General features: G+C 71.6%; 9 protein-coding genes. 3 read left to right on the top strand and 6 right to left on the bottom strand.

Features of this window, described 5'->3' with window-relative positions; translation table 11 throughout:
* Positions 1-2: 2 nt before the first annotated feature.
* From ACFY6U_RS24355 to ACFY6U_RS24335, 5 genes are read right to left on the bottom strand one after another with little or no spacing between them, the layout of a single operon-like run.
* On the bottom strand, positions 3-2,012 hold the full coding sequence (locus tag ACFY6U_RS24355) for an endo-beta-N-acetylglucosaminidase (RefSeq protein ID WP_390041373.1): 2,010 nt from the start codon (positions 2,010-2,012) through the stop codon (positions 3-5).
* Complete coding sequence (locus ACFY6U_RS24350) at positions 2,009-3,256, bottom strand: glycosyl hydrolase (protein ID WP_390041371.1); 1,248 nt, start codon at positions 3,254-3,256, stop codon at positions 2,009-2,011. The genes ACFY6U_RS24355 and ACFY6U_RS24350 overlap by 4 nt, the downstream gene beginning before the upstream one ends.
* Positions 3,257-3,285: 29 nt before the next feature.
* A complete protein-coding gene (locus ACFY6U_RS24345) occupies positions 3,286-4,185 on the bottom strand; it encodes a carbohydrate ABC transporter permease (protein ID WP_390041369.1) in 900 nt (299 codons plus the stop codon).
* Complete coding sequence (locus ACFY6U_RS24340) at positions 4,182-5,069, bottom strand: carbohydrate ABC transporter permease (RefSeq protein WP_390041367.1); 888 nt, start codon at positions 5,067-5,069, stop codon at positions 4,182-4,184. Before ACFY6U_RS24340 ends, ACFY6U_RS24345 begins: the two co-directional genes overlap by 4 nt.
* A 7-nt stretch (positions 5,070-5,076) precedes the next feature.
* Entirely contained in the window at positions 5,077-6,369 is a 1,293-nt protein-coding gene (locus tag ACFY6U_RS24335; protein ID WP_390041365.1) for an ABC transporter substrate-binding protein, read from the bottom strand.
* Between the two features lie 264 nt (positions 6,370-6,633).
* On the opposite strand from ACFY6U_RS24335, the gene ACFY6U_RS24330 reads away from it, so the two are divergent.
* Genes ACFY6U_RS24330 through ACFY6U_RS24320 form a run of 3 tightly spaced genes read left to right on the top strand, consistent with a single transcriptional unit; the run spans position 6,634 to position 12,734 of the window.
* Positions 6,634-7,659: a LacI family DNA-binding transcriptional regulator gene (locus ACFY6U_RS24330; RefSeq protein ID WP_390041769.1), complete on the top strand. Its 1,026-nt coding sequence runs from the start codon at positions 6,634-6,636 to the stop codon at positions 7,657-7,659.
* Between the two features lie 21 nt (positions 7,660-7,680).
* The gene (locus ACFY6U_RS24325; protein ID WP_390041363.1) at positions 7,681-8,025 is read left to right on the top strand and encodes a CU044_2847 family protein; all 345 of its coding nucleotides are present in this window, start codon (positions 7,681-7,683) and stop codon (positions 8,023-8,025) included.
* Positions 8,026-8,027: 2 nt separating this feature from the next.
* Entirely contained in the window at positions 8,028-12,734 is a 4,707-nt protein-coding gene (locus ACFY6U_RS24320; RefSeq protein WP_390041361.1) for a trypsin-like peptidase domain-containing protein, read from the top strand.
* Here ACFY6U_RS24320 and ACFY6U_RS24315 read toward each other — a convergent pair.
* Positions 12,663-14,261 carry an alpha-L-fucosidase gene (locus tag ACFY6U_RS24315; protein ID WP_390041359.1) on the bottom strand — a complete coding sequence of 533 codons (1,599 nt, stop codon included), beginning with the start codon at positions 14,259-14,261 and terminating at the stop codon, positions 12,663-12,665. The genes ACFY6U_RS24320 and ACFY6U_RS24315 overlap by 72 nt on opposite strands.
* Between the last annotated feature and the right edge of the window lie 13 nt (positions 14,262-14,274).

Raw genomic sequence — 14,274 nt, 5'->3', positions numbered from 1 at the left:
GGTTACCAGGTGTGCGTGACGGTCACGGGGTCCGACGAGGTGTACAGCTCCCCTACCGCGCGCACTTCGAACCGTGCCGTCGTCTCGCCCTGCTCCGGCTGGAGGCCGGTCAGGAAATAGGCGCGCTGGCCGGTGGCGCCGAGGAAGCGCCGGGTGCCGTCGGGGAGGAGGCGGTGCAGGGTGTAGTGGCGCACGGCGCCGGAGGCCGTGCCCCAGGCGAGGCGCAGGTTTCCGCCGTCGGCCGCGGTGATCCGCGGGTCTGCGGGAGCGGCGGGGGTGTTCGTCCCCTCCCGTACGGCGATTCCGCCGAGCCGCCACCGGACCGGCCCGTCGGTCGCCGTGAGGCGGACGCCGAGGGCGTGGACCGTGCCGGAGAGTCCGGTGAGCGGGACGGTCGCGGTCGACCAGCCGTCGCCCGGGTCCACCGGCAGATAGGTGTACGGCGGTGCCGTGCCGGCGCTGCCCGGCTCGGCGGTGGCGATGGCCAGCTCGACGTCCACGCCTCCAGCGTCGGTCCGGTACGTCAGCTCGACAACCGTCTGTGCCGTGATCGGCAGCCGGGTCGCGTACAGGTCCAGCACCACGGGCTGGTCCAGGGCCCCGTCCACCAGGACGCTGCTGCCGCCCCGCCAGGCGTCGGCGAAGTCGAAGGTCACGGCCGGCCGGGTGCCGGCCGTCCGTACCGCCCAGCGCCGGGACGGGAGCCGGTCCTGCAGGCCGAGGTGGTTCCAGGCCGTGTCCGAGGTGACCTCGCCCTCCTCGTACCAGCGCAAGCCGTGCCCGGTGTTGAAGACGCTCGCGAACGGCACCGCCGACACCGTCGACCGGTCCGCCACCGACACGGCCGGCGCCCGCCACGGGTCCGTGCTGTCCGGCCGGGTCGGGTCCAGTGACCGCCCGGTCCAGAACCGGTCGTCGGCGGCGTGGAAGTCGCCGGGAGTACGGCTCGCGGGCAGGTGGTTGCGGGTCCATTCGGGCCGGTAGAAGCCGACGGACGTGATGTGCGCCGAGCCGCTGGGCACCATCGCGTCCCAGTTCACGGAAGTGTTGGAGCCGTTGGACTCGACGTCCACCCCGGCCCACAACTCGTAGCGGCTGCGCCCGAGTTGCACCGCCTTCGCGCCCGACGACGCGAGGGTCGAGGCACTCCACCGGAAGTCGACGAAGATGTCGTCGGCGGCCTGGAAGAAGGCCTGGTTCTGGCTGTTCAGCGCGCCCTGCCAGCTGACCGTGCCGTTGACGGTCATCGCGTCGTACCAGGTGACCCGCTGTCCCCGGGCCGCCGCGAGGGATGTGAGCTCGGTGACGAAGCCGAGCATGGCGGTGCCGAGGGCGGTGTTGCCGCCGCCGGTCTCGGCGTTCACGAACCAGCCGTCGAAGCCGTAGGCGGCGGCCAGGGCGACGAGCTGGGCCGCAAGGGGGTAGTGGCCGGTGGCGTCGGTCTGGACCAGGTCGCGGGTCCACTGGAGCTGGCCGCCGTAGGCGGTGGGCGGCAGGAAGATGTTGCCGAGGACGGGTACGCCGTGCCGGTGGGCCGCGTCGACGATCGGCGCGTTCGGGGCGAGAATCAGCCCCTCTCCGGCCGAGCCGCCCCAGAAGACCAGCTCGTCGAGGTAGGCCCAGTGGGTGAGGGCGTAGTAGTCGGCGGTGGCCGAGCCCTGGGAGGGGTTGCCGGACGTCGGTCCGAAGGACACCAGCGCCTGGATGCGGGCCTGCCCGGAGCGGGCGGTGGTGTTGGCGGGGGTCGGGGTGAAGCGGATGGCGAGCGGTATGGAGGCCGCGTTGAAGGCGAGGTCGGGGTCGCCGGCCGCCGTCCAGGCCTTCAGGCTGCGCCAGGTGATGCCGGTGCCCGGGCTGCCGGACGGGAACGAGTCCGGGTAGAAGTAGGAGGCGTACGGCGGGGTGGCCGTGGTGGCGGCCTCGCCGGCCTGCTGGGCGGCGGCCATGGCGGGGGTGGGTAAAAAGGCGGCCGCGGTGGCGGCGATGAGGACGGTGCGTCTGCTGGGGTTCACGAGCGGGTGCCTCCTTGTGGGGTGGGGAGTACCTGGTCGGGGGTGACGACCTCGGTGATGCCGCGCGCGGTGAGATGGTCCCGGTCGGCCGCGTGGGTGTCGAGGACGGTGGTGGGGCGGGCGCCGTCGGCGGCGAGCCGGAACCAGGCGTCGAAGACGGGTCCGCCGGGGGCGTTCTGGGAGCGCAGGGCCGGGTCGGCGGGCACGACGAGTGCGGTGCCGCGCGTCCGCGCCGCCGCGGGCTCGGCTGCCGCGAGGACGTGGGCGATGTCCTTGGGCTTGCGGTCGTTGGTCAACAGGCCGAGCCCGTATTCGAGTTCGGGGAAGTCGGCGAGGGTCCGGCTGACGTCGTGGGAGCACCACCAGGTGATGCCCCACAGGTCGGGGCAGTCGAGGACGGCGGTGATCGTCGCCTCGGCGAAGGCGGCCGCGTGCTCGGCGGGGATCAGCGGCGCGGGCGCGCCCACTTCCTGGAGCCAGACGGGCCGGTGCGGGTCCTCGGCCCAGGCCTTGCTCAACTCGACCAGATAGGCGGCGTGTTGCTCGGTCTGCAGGGCGGCGCGGCCGTGCCGCTGGGCGGTGCCGTCGAACACCCACGAGTGCACGGCGGTGACCGCGCCGAGGCGGGCGGAGTGGGCGGGGGTGAAGGGCTGGTCGTCCTGGTACCAGGCGGCGTCGTAGGAGGCGTGCAGGTGCAGTCCGCCGGGGGCGCCCTCGGCGCAGGCGGCGAGCAGCCGTACGAGCCACCGTTCCGCGTCCCCTTCGCTGATCCGGTCGGGATCGGGGTGCGGGCCTGCGGCGAACTGGTTGACCTCGTTGCCGATGGTCATCCCGATGAAGTTGGGCCGGTCCGCGAGGGCCGCGGCGAGGGTGCGCAGGTAGACGGCCTCGCCCTCGACGACCTGCGGGTCGGTGAAGAGGTTGCGCCGGTGCCAGGTGCGGGTCCAGGCGGGCAGGAAGTCGAAGCTGCTCAGGTGCCCCTGCAGGCCGTCGACGTTGACGTCCAGGCCGCGCTCGGCCGCCGCGTCCGCGAGGGCGACGAGCTGCTCGACGGCGCGCGGCCGGATCAGGGAGCGGTTCGGCTGGAAGTAGGGCCACAGCGGAAAGACCCGGATGTGGTCGAGCCCCAGCGCGGCGATCGAGTCGAGGTCCGCGCGTACCGAGTCCAGGTCGAAGTCGAGCCAGTGGTGGAACCACCCTTCGCTGGGGGTGTAGTTGACGCCGAAGCGCACGGCAGGAGGCATGCGTATTCCTTGCTGGCGATTGACGGGGGTCAGCCCTTGACGGCTCCCTCGCCGACGCCCCGGAAGAAGTACCGCTGGAGGCAGGCGAACAGGGCGATGAGCGGAGCCACGGCGATCACCGTGCCGGCGGCGACGAGGCGCTCGTCGTTGGCGAAGGTGCCGTGCAGGTAGTTGAGGCCGATGGTGAGCGTGAACCTGGAGGGGTCGCTGAGCACGATGAGGGGCCACAGGAAGTCGTCCCAGGCGCCCATGAAGGCGAAGATCGCGACGACGGCGACGGTGCCCCTGACCGACGGCAGGGCGATCCGCAGGAACCGCTGCCAGACGTTGGCGCCGTCGACGTAGGCCGCTTCCTCGATCTCGTAGGGCAGGTTGAGGAAGGCGTTGCGCATCAGCAGCACGTTCATGGCGCCGATCGAGCCGGGCAGGACGACGCCGATCAGAGTGTTGTTGAGGCCGAGTTCGCGCATGGTGGTGAACTGGGCGATGATGATGCCCTCCACCGGCACGAGCATCGCGAGGATGAAGACCAGGGTGGCGATCCGGCGGCCCCGGTAGCGCAGCCGGGCCAGGGCGTACCCGGCGAGTGCCGAGCCGACGCAGTTGGTCACCACGCTCGCGCTCGCGACCTTCAGGGAGTTGAGGGCGTAGTCCCAGACGGGGATGGTGTCGGCGACCCGTCGGTAGTTGTGCAGCGTGGGGTGTTCCGGCAGGAAGCTGGGCGGCGAACTGAAGATGTCCTCGGTCGGTCCCTTGAGCGAGGTGGACAGCTGCCACAGGAACGGGCCGACGGTGACGGCCAGGACGAGCAGCAACAGGGCGTAGCGCAGGACCAGTTCGCCGATCCGGATGCGGCGGCCGTGTTCGTCGGTGACGCACGCCTCCTTCCCCGGGGGCACGGTCCGCACGCGTTCCTCGGTGAGGGTCATGTCCGCTCCCTCCGGTCGGCGCGCAGCACGAGGAGCATCAGCGCCACCGTCACCACGAAGACGACGACGGAGAGCGCCGAAGCGTAGCCGACCCGGCCGGTCAGTCCGGTGCCGGTCTGCTGGACGAGCATCACGAGGGTGGTGTCCTCGCCGGCCGGGCCGCCGTCCGGGCCTGCCAGCAGGTAGACCTCGGAGAACGTCTTGAAGGCGGCGACCGAGGAGAGCGCGGCGACCAGCACCATGGTGGAGCGGACGGCGGGCACGGTGACGGTGAGGAAGCGCCGGACCGCTCCGGCGCCGTCCACGGCGGCGGCCTCGTGCAGCTCACGCGGCACGTTGGCGAGCGCCGCCAGATAGATGATCATGTAGTAGCCGAGACCCTTCCAGACCGTGACCGCCATCGCGCTCAGCAGGAGCAGCCACTGGTCGCTGAGGAAGCCGACCCGGCCGATCCCGACGGTCTCGAGGAGCGAGTTGACCAGGCCGCGTTCGTCGAGGAGCCACACCCAGATGAGGCCGACCACGACGACCGAGGCGACGACCGGGGTGTAGAAGGCGGACCGGAAGAAGGTGATGCCCGGGATGTTCTTCTGCACCAGCAGGGCGAGCAGCAGCGGCAGGACGACGAGGGCGGGCACCACTCCCACGATGTACAGGGTGCTGTTGCGCAGGCCGGTCCAGAACATGTCGTCGTGGATCAGCTCACGGAAGTTGGCGAGGCCGACGAAGCGGCCCGGGACCAGGGTGCGGCGGTCCGTGAAGGAGTTGACCACCGTCGAGACGAACGGGTAGAGCACGAAGGCGCCGACGACCAGCAGCCCGGGGGCGGCGAACAGCCAGGGGCTGGTGGGCAGTTGGCGCCGCACGCGAGTCACGCCGGCCATCGTGTCGTCAGCCCTCCTGCTGGAGCAGGCGGTCGCAGGCCTTGACAGCGTTGTCGAGGGCCGCCTTGGGGCTCTCCTTGCCCTGCAGCGTCTTGGCGACCTCGTTGCGCAGCGCGGTCTTCATCTGGTCGCTGAACAGGACCGGCGTGTAGTTGACCGCGTTCTTCAGCGACTTGGCGGCGGCGATGCGCACCCGGGTCTCGTCGGTGCCGTCCTCCTTGGTGAAGTACGGGTCGTCGAGGGAGCCGGCGGTGCTCGGGAAGATGGCGACCTTCTTGGCGAAGGACATCTGGTTCTGCGCGTCGGTCACGAAGTGCGCGAAGGCGACGGCGGCCGCGGTGTGCTTGGTCCGGGAGTTGACCATCACGCCCATCACGTACATGTTGACGTGGCCGGTGCTGGTGATCTGGTCGGTGATGCCGATGTTCTTGTACAGGCTCGGCGCCTGCTTCTTGAAGTTGTCCAGGTCGAGCGCGCTGCCGGGGTTCATGGCGACGGCCCCGGTGAGGAACTTCTTGCCGGTGGACTCGGGGGTCGCGGTCAGCGCCTGCGGGTCGAGCGCCTTGGCGTCGTACAACTCCTTGTACTTGGTGAGCAGTTCGACGCCCTTCGCGTCGTTGAAGGCGAACCCGGTCCCCGCCTTGTTCATCAGCTGCGAGCCGTACCGGCCGAAGTCCTCGATCGTCGGCACGTTGGCGAGGGTGGCGACCTTGCCGCCGCTCTGCTGCGCCATCTTCAGCGCGTCGGCGAAGAGTTCGTCGTACGTCCTCGGCGGCTGCTCCGGATCGAGTCCGGCCTGTGTGAACAGCGTCTTGTTGTAGAAGAGCGGCCCGGTGTTCAGGTACCAGGGGAAGGCGTACGTCCCGCTGGTCCCCGGTATCTGGTGGCTGGCCCAGGCGCCTGCCAGGTACTCGGACTTGTACTTGGCCGCCGCCTTGTCCAGGTCGAGGGCGAGGCCCGCCTTGGCGAGCGGGGCGACCAGGTCCGGCGAGACGTTGACGACGTCGGGGAGGGTGCCGCCGGCCGCGTCCGCGCTGATCTTGTCGGCGTAGCCCTCGGCCGGCTGGTCGATCCACTTCACATGGGTGCCGGGGTACTTCTTCTCGAAGTCCGCGACCAGGCCGTCGAAGTACGACTTGAAGTTGGCGCGCAGGTTCCAGGTCTGGAAGGTGATGTCGCCCTCGACCTTGCCCGAGGCGTCGGTGGAACCGCCGTCGTCGCCCCCGGAACCGCAGGCGCTCAGCGGCAGGGCGAGGACGGCGGCAGCGGCGAGGGCGAAGGCTCTGCGGGAGATGCGCATGGTCCGTTGCTCCTTTGCAGCGGGGTCGGCCGAAGGTGCCGCGCCAGACCTTGCACGCCGTTTTGGCAGCACGTCAATGGATTCGGCGCAGCTAAAGTCATTAGTGGCTCAAAACCCCTGCTCAGAAAGGTGTTACGAACGTATTGCCACGGATCGCTAATGCGCTTTAGGGTATGGCGACTCAAGCGCATTAGCAGGTCACGGTCCCGAGCCGAATGAGGAAGTGAGTTGGCGGAGAAACGCGTCCCCGCGCGCCGGCCGACGATGAAGGACATCGCGCGCCGCGCCGGAGTCTCCGAGAGCGCGGTCTCCTTCGCGCTCAACGGCCGCCCCGGGGTCTCCGAGACGACCAGGGCCCGGGTCCAGCGGGTGGCCGAACAGCTCGGCTGGCGTCCCAGCACGGCCGCCCGCGCCCTCTCCGGCGAGGGCGCGGCCACCGTCGGCTTCGTCCTCGCCCGCCCCGCGCACTCGCTGGGTGTGGACTCCTTCTTCCTCCAACTGGTCTCGGGCATCCAGGAGGTGCTCGCCGAACGCCATCTCGGTCTGCTCTTCCAGATGGCGGAGGACGTGGCCGACGAGTGCGCGGTCTACCGCCGCTGGTGGGCGGAGCACCGCGTCGACGGCGTCCTGGTCGTCGACCCGCGCGCCGACGACCCCCGCCCCGACCTCCTCGACGAACTGGGCCTGCCCGCCGTGGTGATCGGCGGCGCCCCCGACGAACGCCACCCCGAACTCTCCACGGTCTGGGCGGACGACGCGGCCGCGATGGCCTCGGTGGTCGACGAGCTGACCGGTCTCGGCCACCGGCGCATCGTGCACATCGCCGGCCTGCCCGGCCTCGCGCACACCCAGCGGCGGATCCGCACCCTGCGCGCCGAGGCCGAACGACGGGGCCTGGGCGAGGTCCACTCGGTCACCACCGACTACTCCGACGCCGAGGGCGCGGCCGTCACCCGCCGGGTCCTGCGCGCGACCCCGCACCCGACGGCCCTGATCTACGACAACGACGTGATGGCGGTGGCCGGGGTCGCGGCGGCGGCCGAACTCGGCTATGCGGTACCGGACGACGTCTCCGTCGTCTCCTGGGAGGACTCGGCCCTGTGCCGCATGGTCAAGCCCTGGCTCTCGGCCCTCTCCCGCGACAGCACGGAGTTCGGCCGCACGGCGGCACGCGAGCTGACCGCCCTGCTGGACGGCGGCTCGGCCCGGGCGGTACGGGTGCCGGTGCCCCGGCTGACGGTACGGGGCAGCACGGGGGCGGCCGCTCGCTACGATGAGCCGTCTACCTGAGGTCTGTTACGGGGGAAGCCAGTGGACGAGGGCACGCGGACGACGGTCCCGGTCGACATCGACGGCCAGACGATCCTGATGTCGGTGGCTCCCGGCGAAGGCGTGCCGGCACTCGCCCTGGGCGAGGAACAGGAGATCGGCTGGCGCCGCCCCAGTCTCGACCCGGTCCTCGACGGCCTCACGGCGGTGGCCCGCGCGATGGGCACGCGGCTCCGGGAGACGGGAGCGTCGAAGGCGACGGTCGAATTCGGGTGCGACGTCTCCTTCGACACCGGGCAGTTCCTGGCGGTCGTGGGCAGGGCGTCGTCCAGGTCCACGTGGAAGGTGACCTTGGAGTGGACCACCGAGGAGGTCCCGGGAGCGTAGGCATGGACGGCTGGAGGAGGCTGCTGGAGTCGGCGACCCTCGCACTGGACCTGCCCGGCGGGCACGCGGGCGGTACCGGGTTCGTGATCGCGCCCGGGGTCGTGGTGACGTGCGCGCACGTGGTGACCGGAGCCGACGAAGTGCGGGGACGCATCGGAACCGGGGCGGAGTTCACACTGACGGTGACCGACGAGGACCGGCACCGGGCCGACAACGGACTCGACGTGGCCTTCCTGCGGTTCGACGCCGAGACGCCGTACGTGCTCACCTCCCCGGCCACCGCCCTCGGCGACCGGCTCCGGGCCTACGGTCACCCCAAGGGCCACTACCGTGCGGGCCAGTGGGCCGCACTTGAGTACCAGGGCGACTCCCGCCTCGCGTTCGAGGACCCGATGGCCATGCCCCGGGGCTACGGCACCCCGGTCGGCGAGGGCTTCAGCGGCAGCCCGGTGGTGAACGAACGCACCGGCGCGGTCTGCGGGATGCTCGCGCGCTCCGACAAGGCCGGCAGCGCCCACATGGTCCCCATCGGCGAGATCCTGACCCGATGTGCCGTGCCGCCGGCGCCGGTCACCTGGCTGGAGACGCTCACGGACGGCCAGGTACGGGCGGGAGGCCACCGGTATCCGGCCGCGCAGCTGCGGGACTATCTGGAGGCGGCACGCGAGGCCGCCGACGAGCACCCGTACGCCGCCCTGCTCACGGACGCGGGGGACGTGCCCCTGTCGGCGGTGTACGTCCGTCAGGAAGCCTCACACACCGAGGACCGGACCGCCGCCGACGGCCCCCGCGGCCGCCGTCCGTCCGGACGTGACGGCGCCGCCGCCGAGAGCGTGCTCACCGAACATCGCCACGTCCTGTTCACCGGCGGGGCCGGCAGCGGCAAGTCGAGCCTGCTGCGCCGCCTCGCGTTCACGGCGGCCGGCGCCTGGCTCGACGACGCCGGAAAGGCCCCCTCGTACATCCCGGTCCTGGTCACCGCCGACCAGCTCGTGGACCGCCCGCTGCCCGAGGCCCTGGCGAACGCGCTGGCCCGCGACCTGCCCGGGCTGCGCCGCTCCCCCGTGCCGGAACTCTTCGAGTCCGCACCCATGCCGACCGTCGACTGGCTTGTCTGCGTCGACGGACTCGACGAGGTGCTCGACCCGGAGGACCGCAGCCGGGTCATCCGCCTGATCCAGCGCTGGGCACGGGAAACCCATCTGCGGTTCGTGGTGGCGAGCCGGTCGCTGGTGACCGCGGAGATGAACCGGCTGGACGAGCTGGAGCGCTACGCTCTGCTCGAATTCGACCACGCCGAGGTCGGAGAACTCGTCCGTACCTGGTTCACGGCGCTCCGCGTCGAGGACGCCCGGACGCGGGCGGACGCGCTCACCGAGGCCCTGCGTCAGGGCCGGCTCGCGGAGGTGGCGCGCAATCCGCTCTACCTGACGATGATCTGCGCGGTCGCCGCCGTACGGGACCTGCCCCGCAACCCCGCCGAGCTGTACGCCCGGTTCATCGGCATCCTCCGTGAGAAGGGGGCCCAGCGCCTCCGGCGCAGCGACCCCGGCCCGCACGGCATCACCCCGGACCTGCTGGAGCGGGTCTACGACGTGCTGCACCCCGTGGCCGAACTTCGCCAGGGCGGAGACGCGCGCCCCCTGCTCGACCAGGCGGCGGAGCTGCTGGCCGAGTACACACCGCCGGAGACCGTGCTGCGCGCCCTCACCTTCACCGGCCTGATCCGGCAGCGCGGCGGCGCCCTCTACTTCCTCCACCACACCATCCAGGAATATCTGGCCGGGCACGCCCTCGCCGACCGCCTCAACCCCAAGGATCCGGAGGCCCTGCGGACGGTCCGCGGGGCGATCGCGGCCGAACGCCCCAACCTGGTGCTGTTCATGGCCGCCCGCTGGCACGAACAGGGCATGCCCATCGCCGAGTTCCTGCGCACCGTCGTGGACGGGGGCGGCTGGCGCGACCTGCTGCTGTGCGCCACGATCCTCAGCGACGAACTGGTCACGGACGAGGAACTGACGGCGCGTTTCACAGGAGCCGTGCTCAAGCTGTACGACAGCGGAGTCCACGTCGGTGACATCCAGCCGGAAGCGGTGCTGGACCGGTTGTACGCGGTGCTCGCCCCGTCCGGCCTGGTCGCTGTCGTCGGCGATCCCGGTGTGGCGCACCGGGCACGGGTCGATGCACTGCGGCACCTGGTGGCGCGGCACACCGAAGGGGCCGCGGCGCTGGCCACCGCCCTGGCGGACGACCCGGACCTCCCGGCGGACGTCCGGGTCGAGGCGGCCGAACTGCTGGCGTCGGCGGGCGACCACCGGGGGGCGTGCCGTCGTCTCACGGCCCTGGCCGAGGATTCCGGTCATGTGCCCGCGACCCGGCAGAAGGCGGCCGTCGCCCTGCTCGCACTGGACACGGCAGCCGGAACGGCCTCGCTCGCGACGCTGCTGCGCACGGTGGACTTCCCCCGCCTGCACGTGAACGACAACCTGGGTTCCCTGTGGACCGACTCGTCCGAAGCGACTCTCTCCGTCCTGGCCGACGCGCTGGCCGACAACCCGGCGCTGGCGGACGATCCGCACACGCTCCGGGTGCTGCGGGCCATTCTGCTGGCCCCGGTGGCACCGCAGGCTCTCACAGCGCTGTGTTCGGATCCCGCCGTGCCCCTGTACCTGCGGCACTGGGCGACCAAACACCTGACCGACATGGAGACGAGGCGTCTCGTGTCCACACAGGTCGTCGAAGATCCCCGCTCGCCCGAGGGTGCCGTCTCCTACGCGGTGGGCTTCGTCGACGACGTGGCTCTCGTCGAGCGCACGGCACGGGACGGGCGCCTGCCCGACCACGACCGGTGGGAGGCGGTCACCCGGCTGGTCCGGCTCGATCAGCCGGCCCTGGCGCTGGACTGCCTGAACGGTCTTCGGACCGACCGCTGGAATGTGGGCCGGTGTGCGGAACTCCTGCGGGAGGTCGGGGAACCGGTCCGCTCCCGGCACCTGCTGGCGGAGGTGTTCGAGGATCCTCGGCTCCCCGTCGGGGAGCGTGTCGAACATGTCTCCGCGCTCATCGCACTGGGCGCGTCGCAGTCGCTGCGTACACCCCTGGTGGACCTCGCGGTGGACCCCGGGATCGGAGCCGCCGACCGGCTGGAGGCGGCGGAGGCGATGGAGGAGCTGGATCCGGCCGCGGCCGCGGAGCTCCTCAGCGGCATCGCGGCGGACGACGGGCTTCCCGGCGGTGCCCGGTTGGACGCGGCGACCATGCTGCTGAACTCCGGCGAACGTGCCACCGCTTCGACACTGCTGCGCCGTGTCGCCGAGGACCGGCGGGTGGGTATGCGGTACCGCATCGAGGCCCTGGAGAAGCTGGCCGAGGTCGACCTGCGCGCCGCGTCCGAGACCCTGCATCGCGTTCTCGACGAGGCCGGGCTGCCGGACGAGCACCTGTGGCGGCTGCTGTCCCTGGCCGACGCCATGACTCCGGAGGTGACCCTTCGCAGACGCCTGTACGCGATGCTCGACGACGAGACCGTCCCCACGGAGTCCTTCCTCGACTTCGACGTCAACTGGGATTTCGACGACGCCGAAGTGGTGCCGCTGCTCCGGCGTGCCCTGTGCGCGGTCGCGGAGGATCCTGCGGCGGCTCCGTCGGCTCGCGCCCGGGCCTGCGAGAAGCTGCTCGGACTGGTTCCGTATCCCCGGTGGAAGGCCCTGATGGCCGGGGTCTCCCCGGACCGGATGCACTGTCTGGGTCTCCACCTGGCTCTCGGCGGCCACAGCAACTACGTGCACAACCCCGATCTCCTCCAGGCCCAGTCGTTCGTCGGCCAGGAGGAGAGCGTCGACGCTCCGGCGGGCACCCTCGCCGGAGTCGATCCCCGCGAAGCCGCGGCGTACTGGCTCGAGTCGCTGGCCCTGCGCCGCCCGGAAGCGGTCACACAGCTCGGCGATCTGTGGCTGCTGGTGCACACCGAGGCCGAGTCCGACCGGGTCCGGGAACACCTGCTGGCCTGGGCGCGGGACGCCGAGGCGCCGCTCGCGGAGCGGATCGCGGCGGCCCGGGTGGCCGCCGGGAATCCGGCCGACGACTGGTATCCCCTGGCCGCCGACGCCGCCGTCCCGCCCGAACTCCGCGTGGCGGTGTGCGAACACCTCCCGGCGAGCGGCGCGTTCAACCGCGTCCCCCTCACCCGTGCCCTGGCCGCGGACACGGCCCACCCGGTCGGGGTGCGCGCCCAGGCCGCCGCCCTCCTCACCAAAGATCTGGGGGACGAGGGGCGTCGGATCCTCCTCGGCCTCTCCCACCCCGGCACCACGGATGCCGAGGCCCATCTCGCCGCGGCGTCAGCCTGGGGGGAGCTGGGCATCGGCTGCGAGGCGGAGTCCGCCTGCCTCAGGGTGCTGGACGACGGGCATGCCGGCGCCCAGCACCGGGTGCGCGCGGCCGGTGAGCTCATGCGCTGGCGCTCGGCGCGTGACGTGGCCAGGCGGACCCTGAGATCGGTGCTCGGTGCTTCGAACGCCCCGGTCCCGGTGCGCATCGACGCGGCCCAGCGGCTGCTCGCCGCCCACGCGCCCGCCGATGCCCACCTGGGTCTCCTGCGACTGGCCTGGGAACCCGCGCCGACGCCCGCGGAGTTGTCACGTATCGAGGCCCTGCTGCCGGTCGACCTGCGCGCTCATGTCGGCGGTGTCGTCCGGTCGGACGGCTGACCGGTACAGCCCGAACTCCGCAAGCCGTGGCTCCGCCCGCGCCCCGGTGATCCGGGCCCGCCAGCGCCTGGCCCGTACCGGCTGCGCGAGCCGCAGGATCCGGCTCGCGCCCACCGTCCCAACAGTCGCGACCTCGGACCACGCTCCGTTCACGTGGGCCTCGACCACAACCGCCTCCACCTGCTGCCCGTACCGGATGTCCTCCGCCAGCCGGATCCGGTCGACCTCCCGGTCCCGGCCCAGGTCGGCCGTCACGCCCGACGGCGTCACCGCCCTGTGTGCGCCCCGTGCCAGGTCCTCCGGCAGTTCCCGGTCCACCCGCTCCCGGAACTCGCGCAGCCGGACCACGTCCGTGGCGTGCAGCAGGCCCGCCGTGTCCGGCGGCACGTTGAGCAGGAGTACGGCGTTGCGGCCGACCGAGCCGAAGTAGATCTCCGTCAACTCATCCACGGATTTGGGCTGTTGGTCGGCGTGGTAGAACCAGCCGTCCCGGATGGACACGTCGCACTCGGCCGGCCACCACTGGAGGTAGTCGGTCTTCGGCAGGGCCGCGACCAGGGCGGCCCGGCTGCCCTCGTCGGCGGTGTCGTAGGACAGGGCCCAGTCCGTGCGCCCGTACTGGTTCTCCTTGACGGGGATGACGCTCCACTCGTCCTCGCGGGCGAGACCGCCCTCGTTGCCGACCCAGCGCAGGTCGGGGCCGGTGACCGCGATCGCCGCGGCCGGGGCGAGCGAGCGCACCAGCGCGTACCAGCTGTCCCAGTCGTAGTCCTCCACCTTGTCCGGCGGGATGTGTCCCTGGGCGCCGTCGAACCAGACCTCGTCCACCGGGCCGTACTCGGTGAGCACCTCGTAGAGGGTGTTGAGCATGTGGGCGCCGTAGTCGGTGGCCTCGAGGGTGAAGGAGCGGAACGGGGAACGGTCGTCGCCGTCGACCGGGGTCGGGATCGTGCGGGGCGAGCGTGCGCTGCCGTTGGCGTAGACGCCGTGCAGGTACTGGTTCTCGTCGGCCGGGGAGATGTACACGCCGACCTTCAGGCCGTACCGGCGCACGGAGTCGGCGAAGGAGCGCAGCACGTCCCCGTTCCCGTTCTCCCAACTGCTCGATGCGACCGAGTGTTTGGTGTACCGGGAGGGGTAGAGGACGAAGCCGTCGTGGTGCTTGACGGTGAGGATCGCCAGCCGGAAGCCGCCGTCGCGCAGGGCGCGGGCCCACTGGTCGGTGTCGAGACGGGTGGGCTGGAAGACGTCCGGGTCCTCGTCGCCCGTGCCCCACTCCAGGCCGGTGAAGGTGTTGACGCCGAAGTGCAGGAACGCGGTGCGTTCCAATGCCTGCCAGGCGATCTGCCGTGCGGTGGGGCGCACCTGGGAGGCCTTGCGGACCAGGTCGGCCTCGGTGTCGTCGGGGCCGACCCGGATGCGGGACCGGTCACGGTCCGCGGTGGCGGCCGCAGGGAGGGCCGGAAGTCCGGCCGTCATCGCCACGGCCGCCGCCGAGGCGACGAAGACGCGTCGTGAGAGATCCATGGGCGTGCTCCTC

Origin of the sequence: Streptomyces sp. NPDC013157, from assembly GCF_042899865.1 — a bacterium.
In the GTDB taxonomy this organism is placed as follows: domain Bacteria; phylum Actinomycetota; class Actinomycetes; order Streptomycetales; family Streptomycetaceae; genus Streptomyces.
Note: the sequence above shows the minus strand (reverse complement) of the source record. Positions and strands in the feature narration are given on the sequence as shown.

Excerpts from the sequence above, each read along its gene's own strand:
- ACFY6U_RS24350 (WP_390041371.1), bottom strand. The coding sequence starts at position 3,256 with ATGCCTCCTGCCGTGCGCTTCGGCGTCAACTACACCCCCAGCGAAGGG.
- ACFY6U_RS24345 (WP_390041369.1), bottom strand. The coding sequence starts at position 4,185 with ATGACCCTCACCGAGGAACGCGTGCGGACCGTGCCCCCGGGGAAGGAG.
- ACFY6U_RS24340 (WP_390041367.1), bottom strand. The coding sequence starts at position 5,069 with ATGGCCGGCGTGACTCGCGTGCGGCGCCAACTGCCCACCAGCCCCTGG.
- ACFY6U_RS24335 (WP_390041365.1), bottom strand. The coding sequence starts at position 6,369 with ATGCGCATCTCCCGCAGAGCCTTCGCCCTCGCCGCTGCCGCCGTCCTC.
- ACFY6U_RS24330 (WP_390041769.1), top strand. The coding sequence starts at position 6,634 with ATGAAGGACATCGCGCGCCGCGCCGGAGTCTCCGAGAGCGCGGTCTCC.
- ACFY6U_RS24320 (WP_390041361.1), top strand. The coding sequence starts at position 8,028 with ATGGACGGCTGGAGGAGGCTGCTGGAGTCGGCGACCCTCGCACTGGAC.
- ACFY6U_RS24315 (WP_390041359.1), bottom strand. The coding sequence starts at position 14,261 with ATGGATCTCTCACGACGCGTCTTCGTCGCCTCGGCGGCGGCCGTGGCG.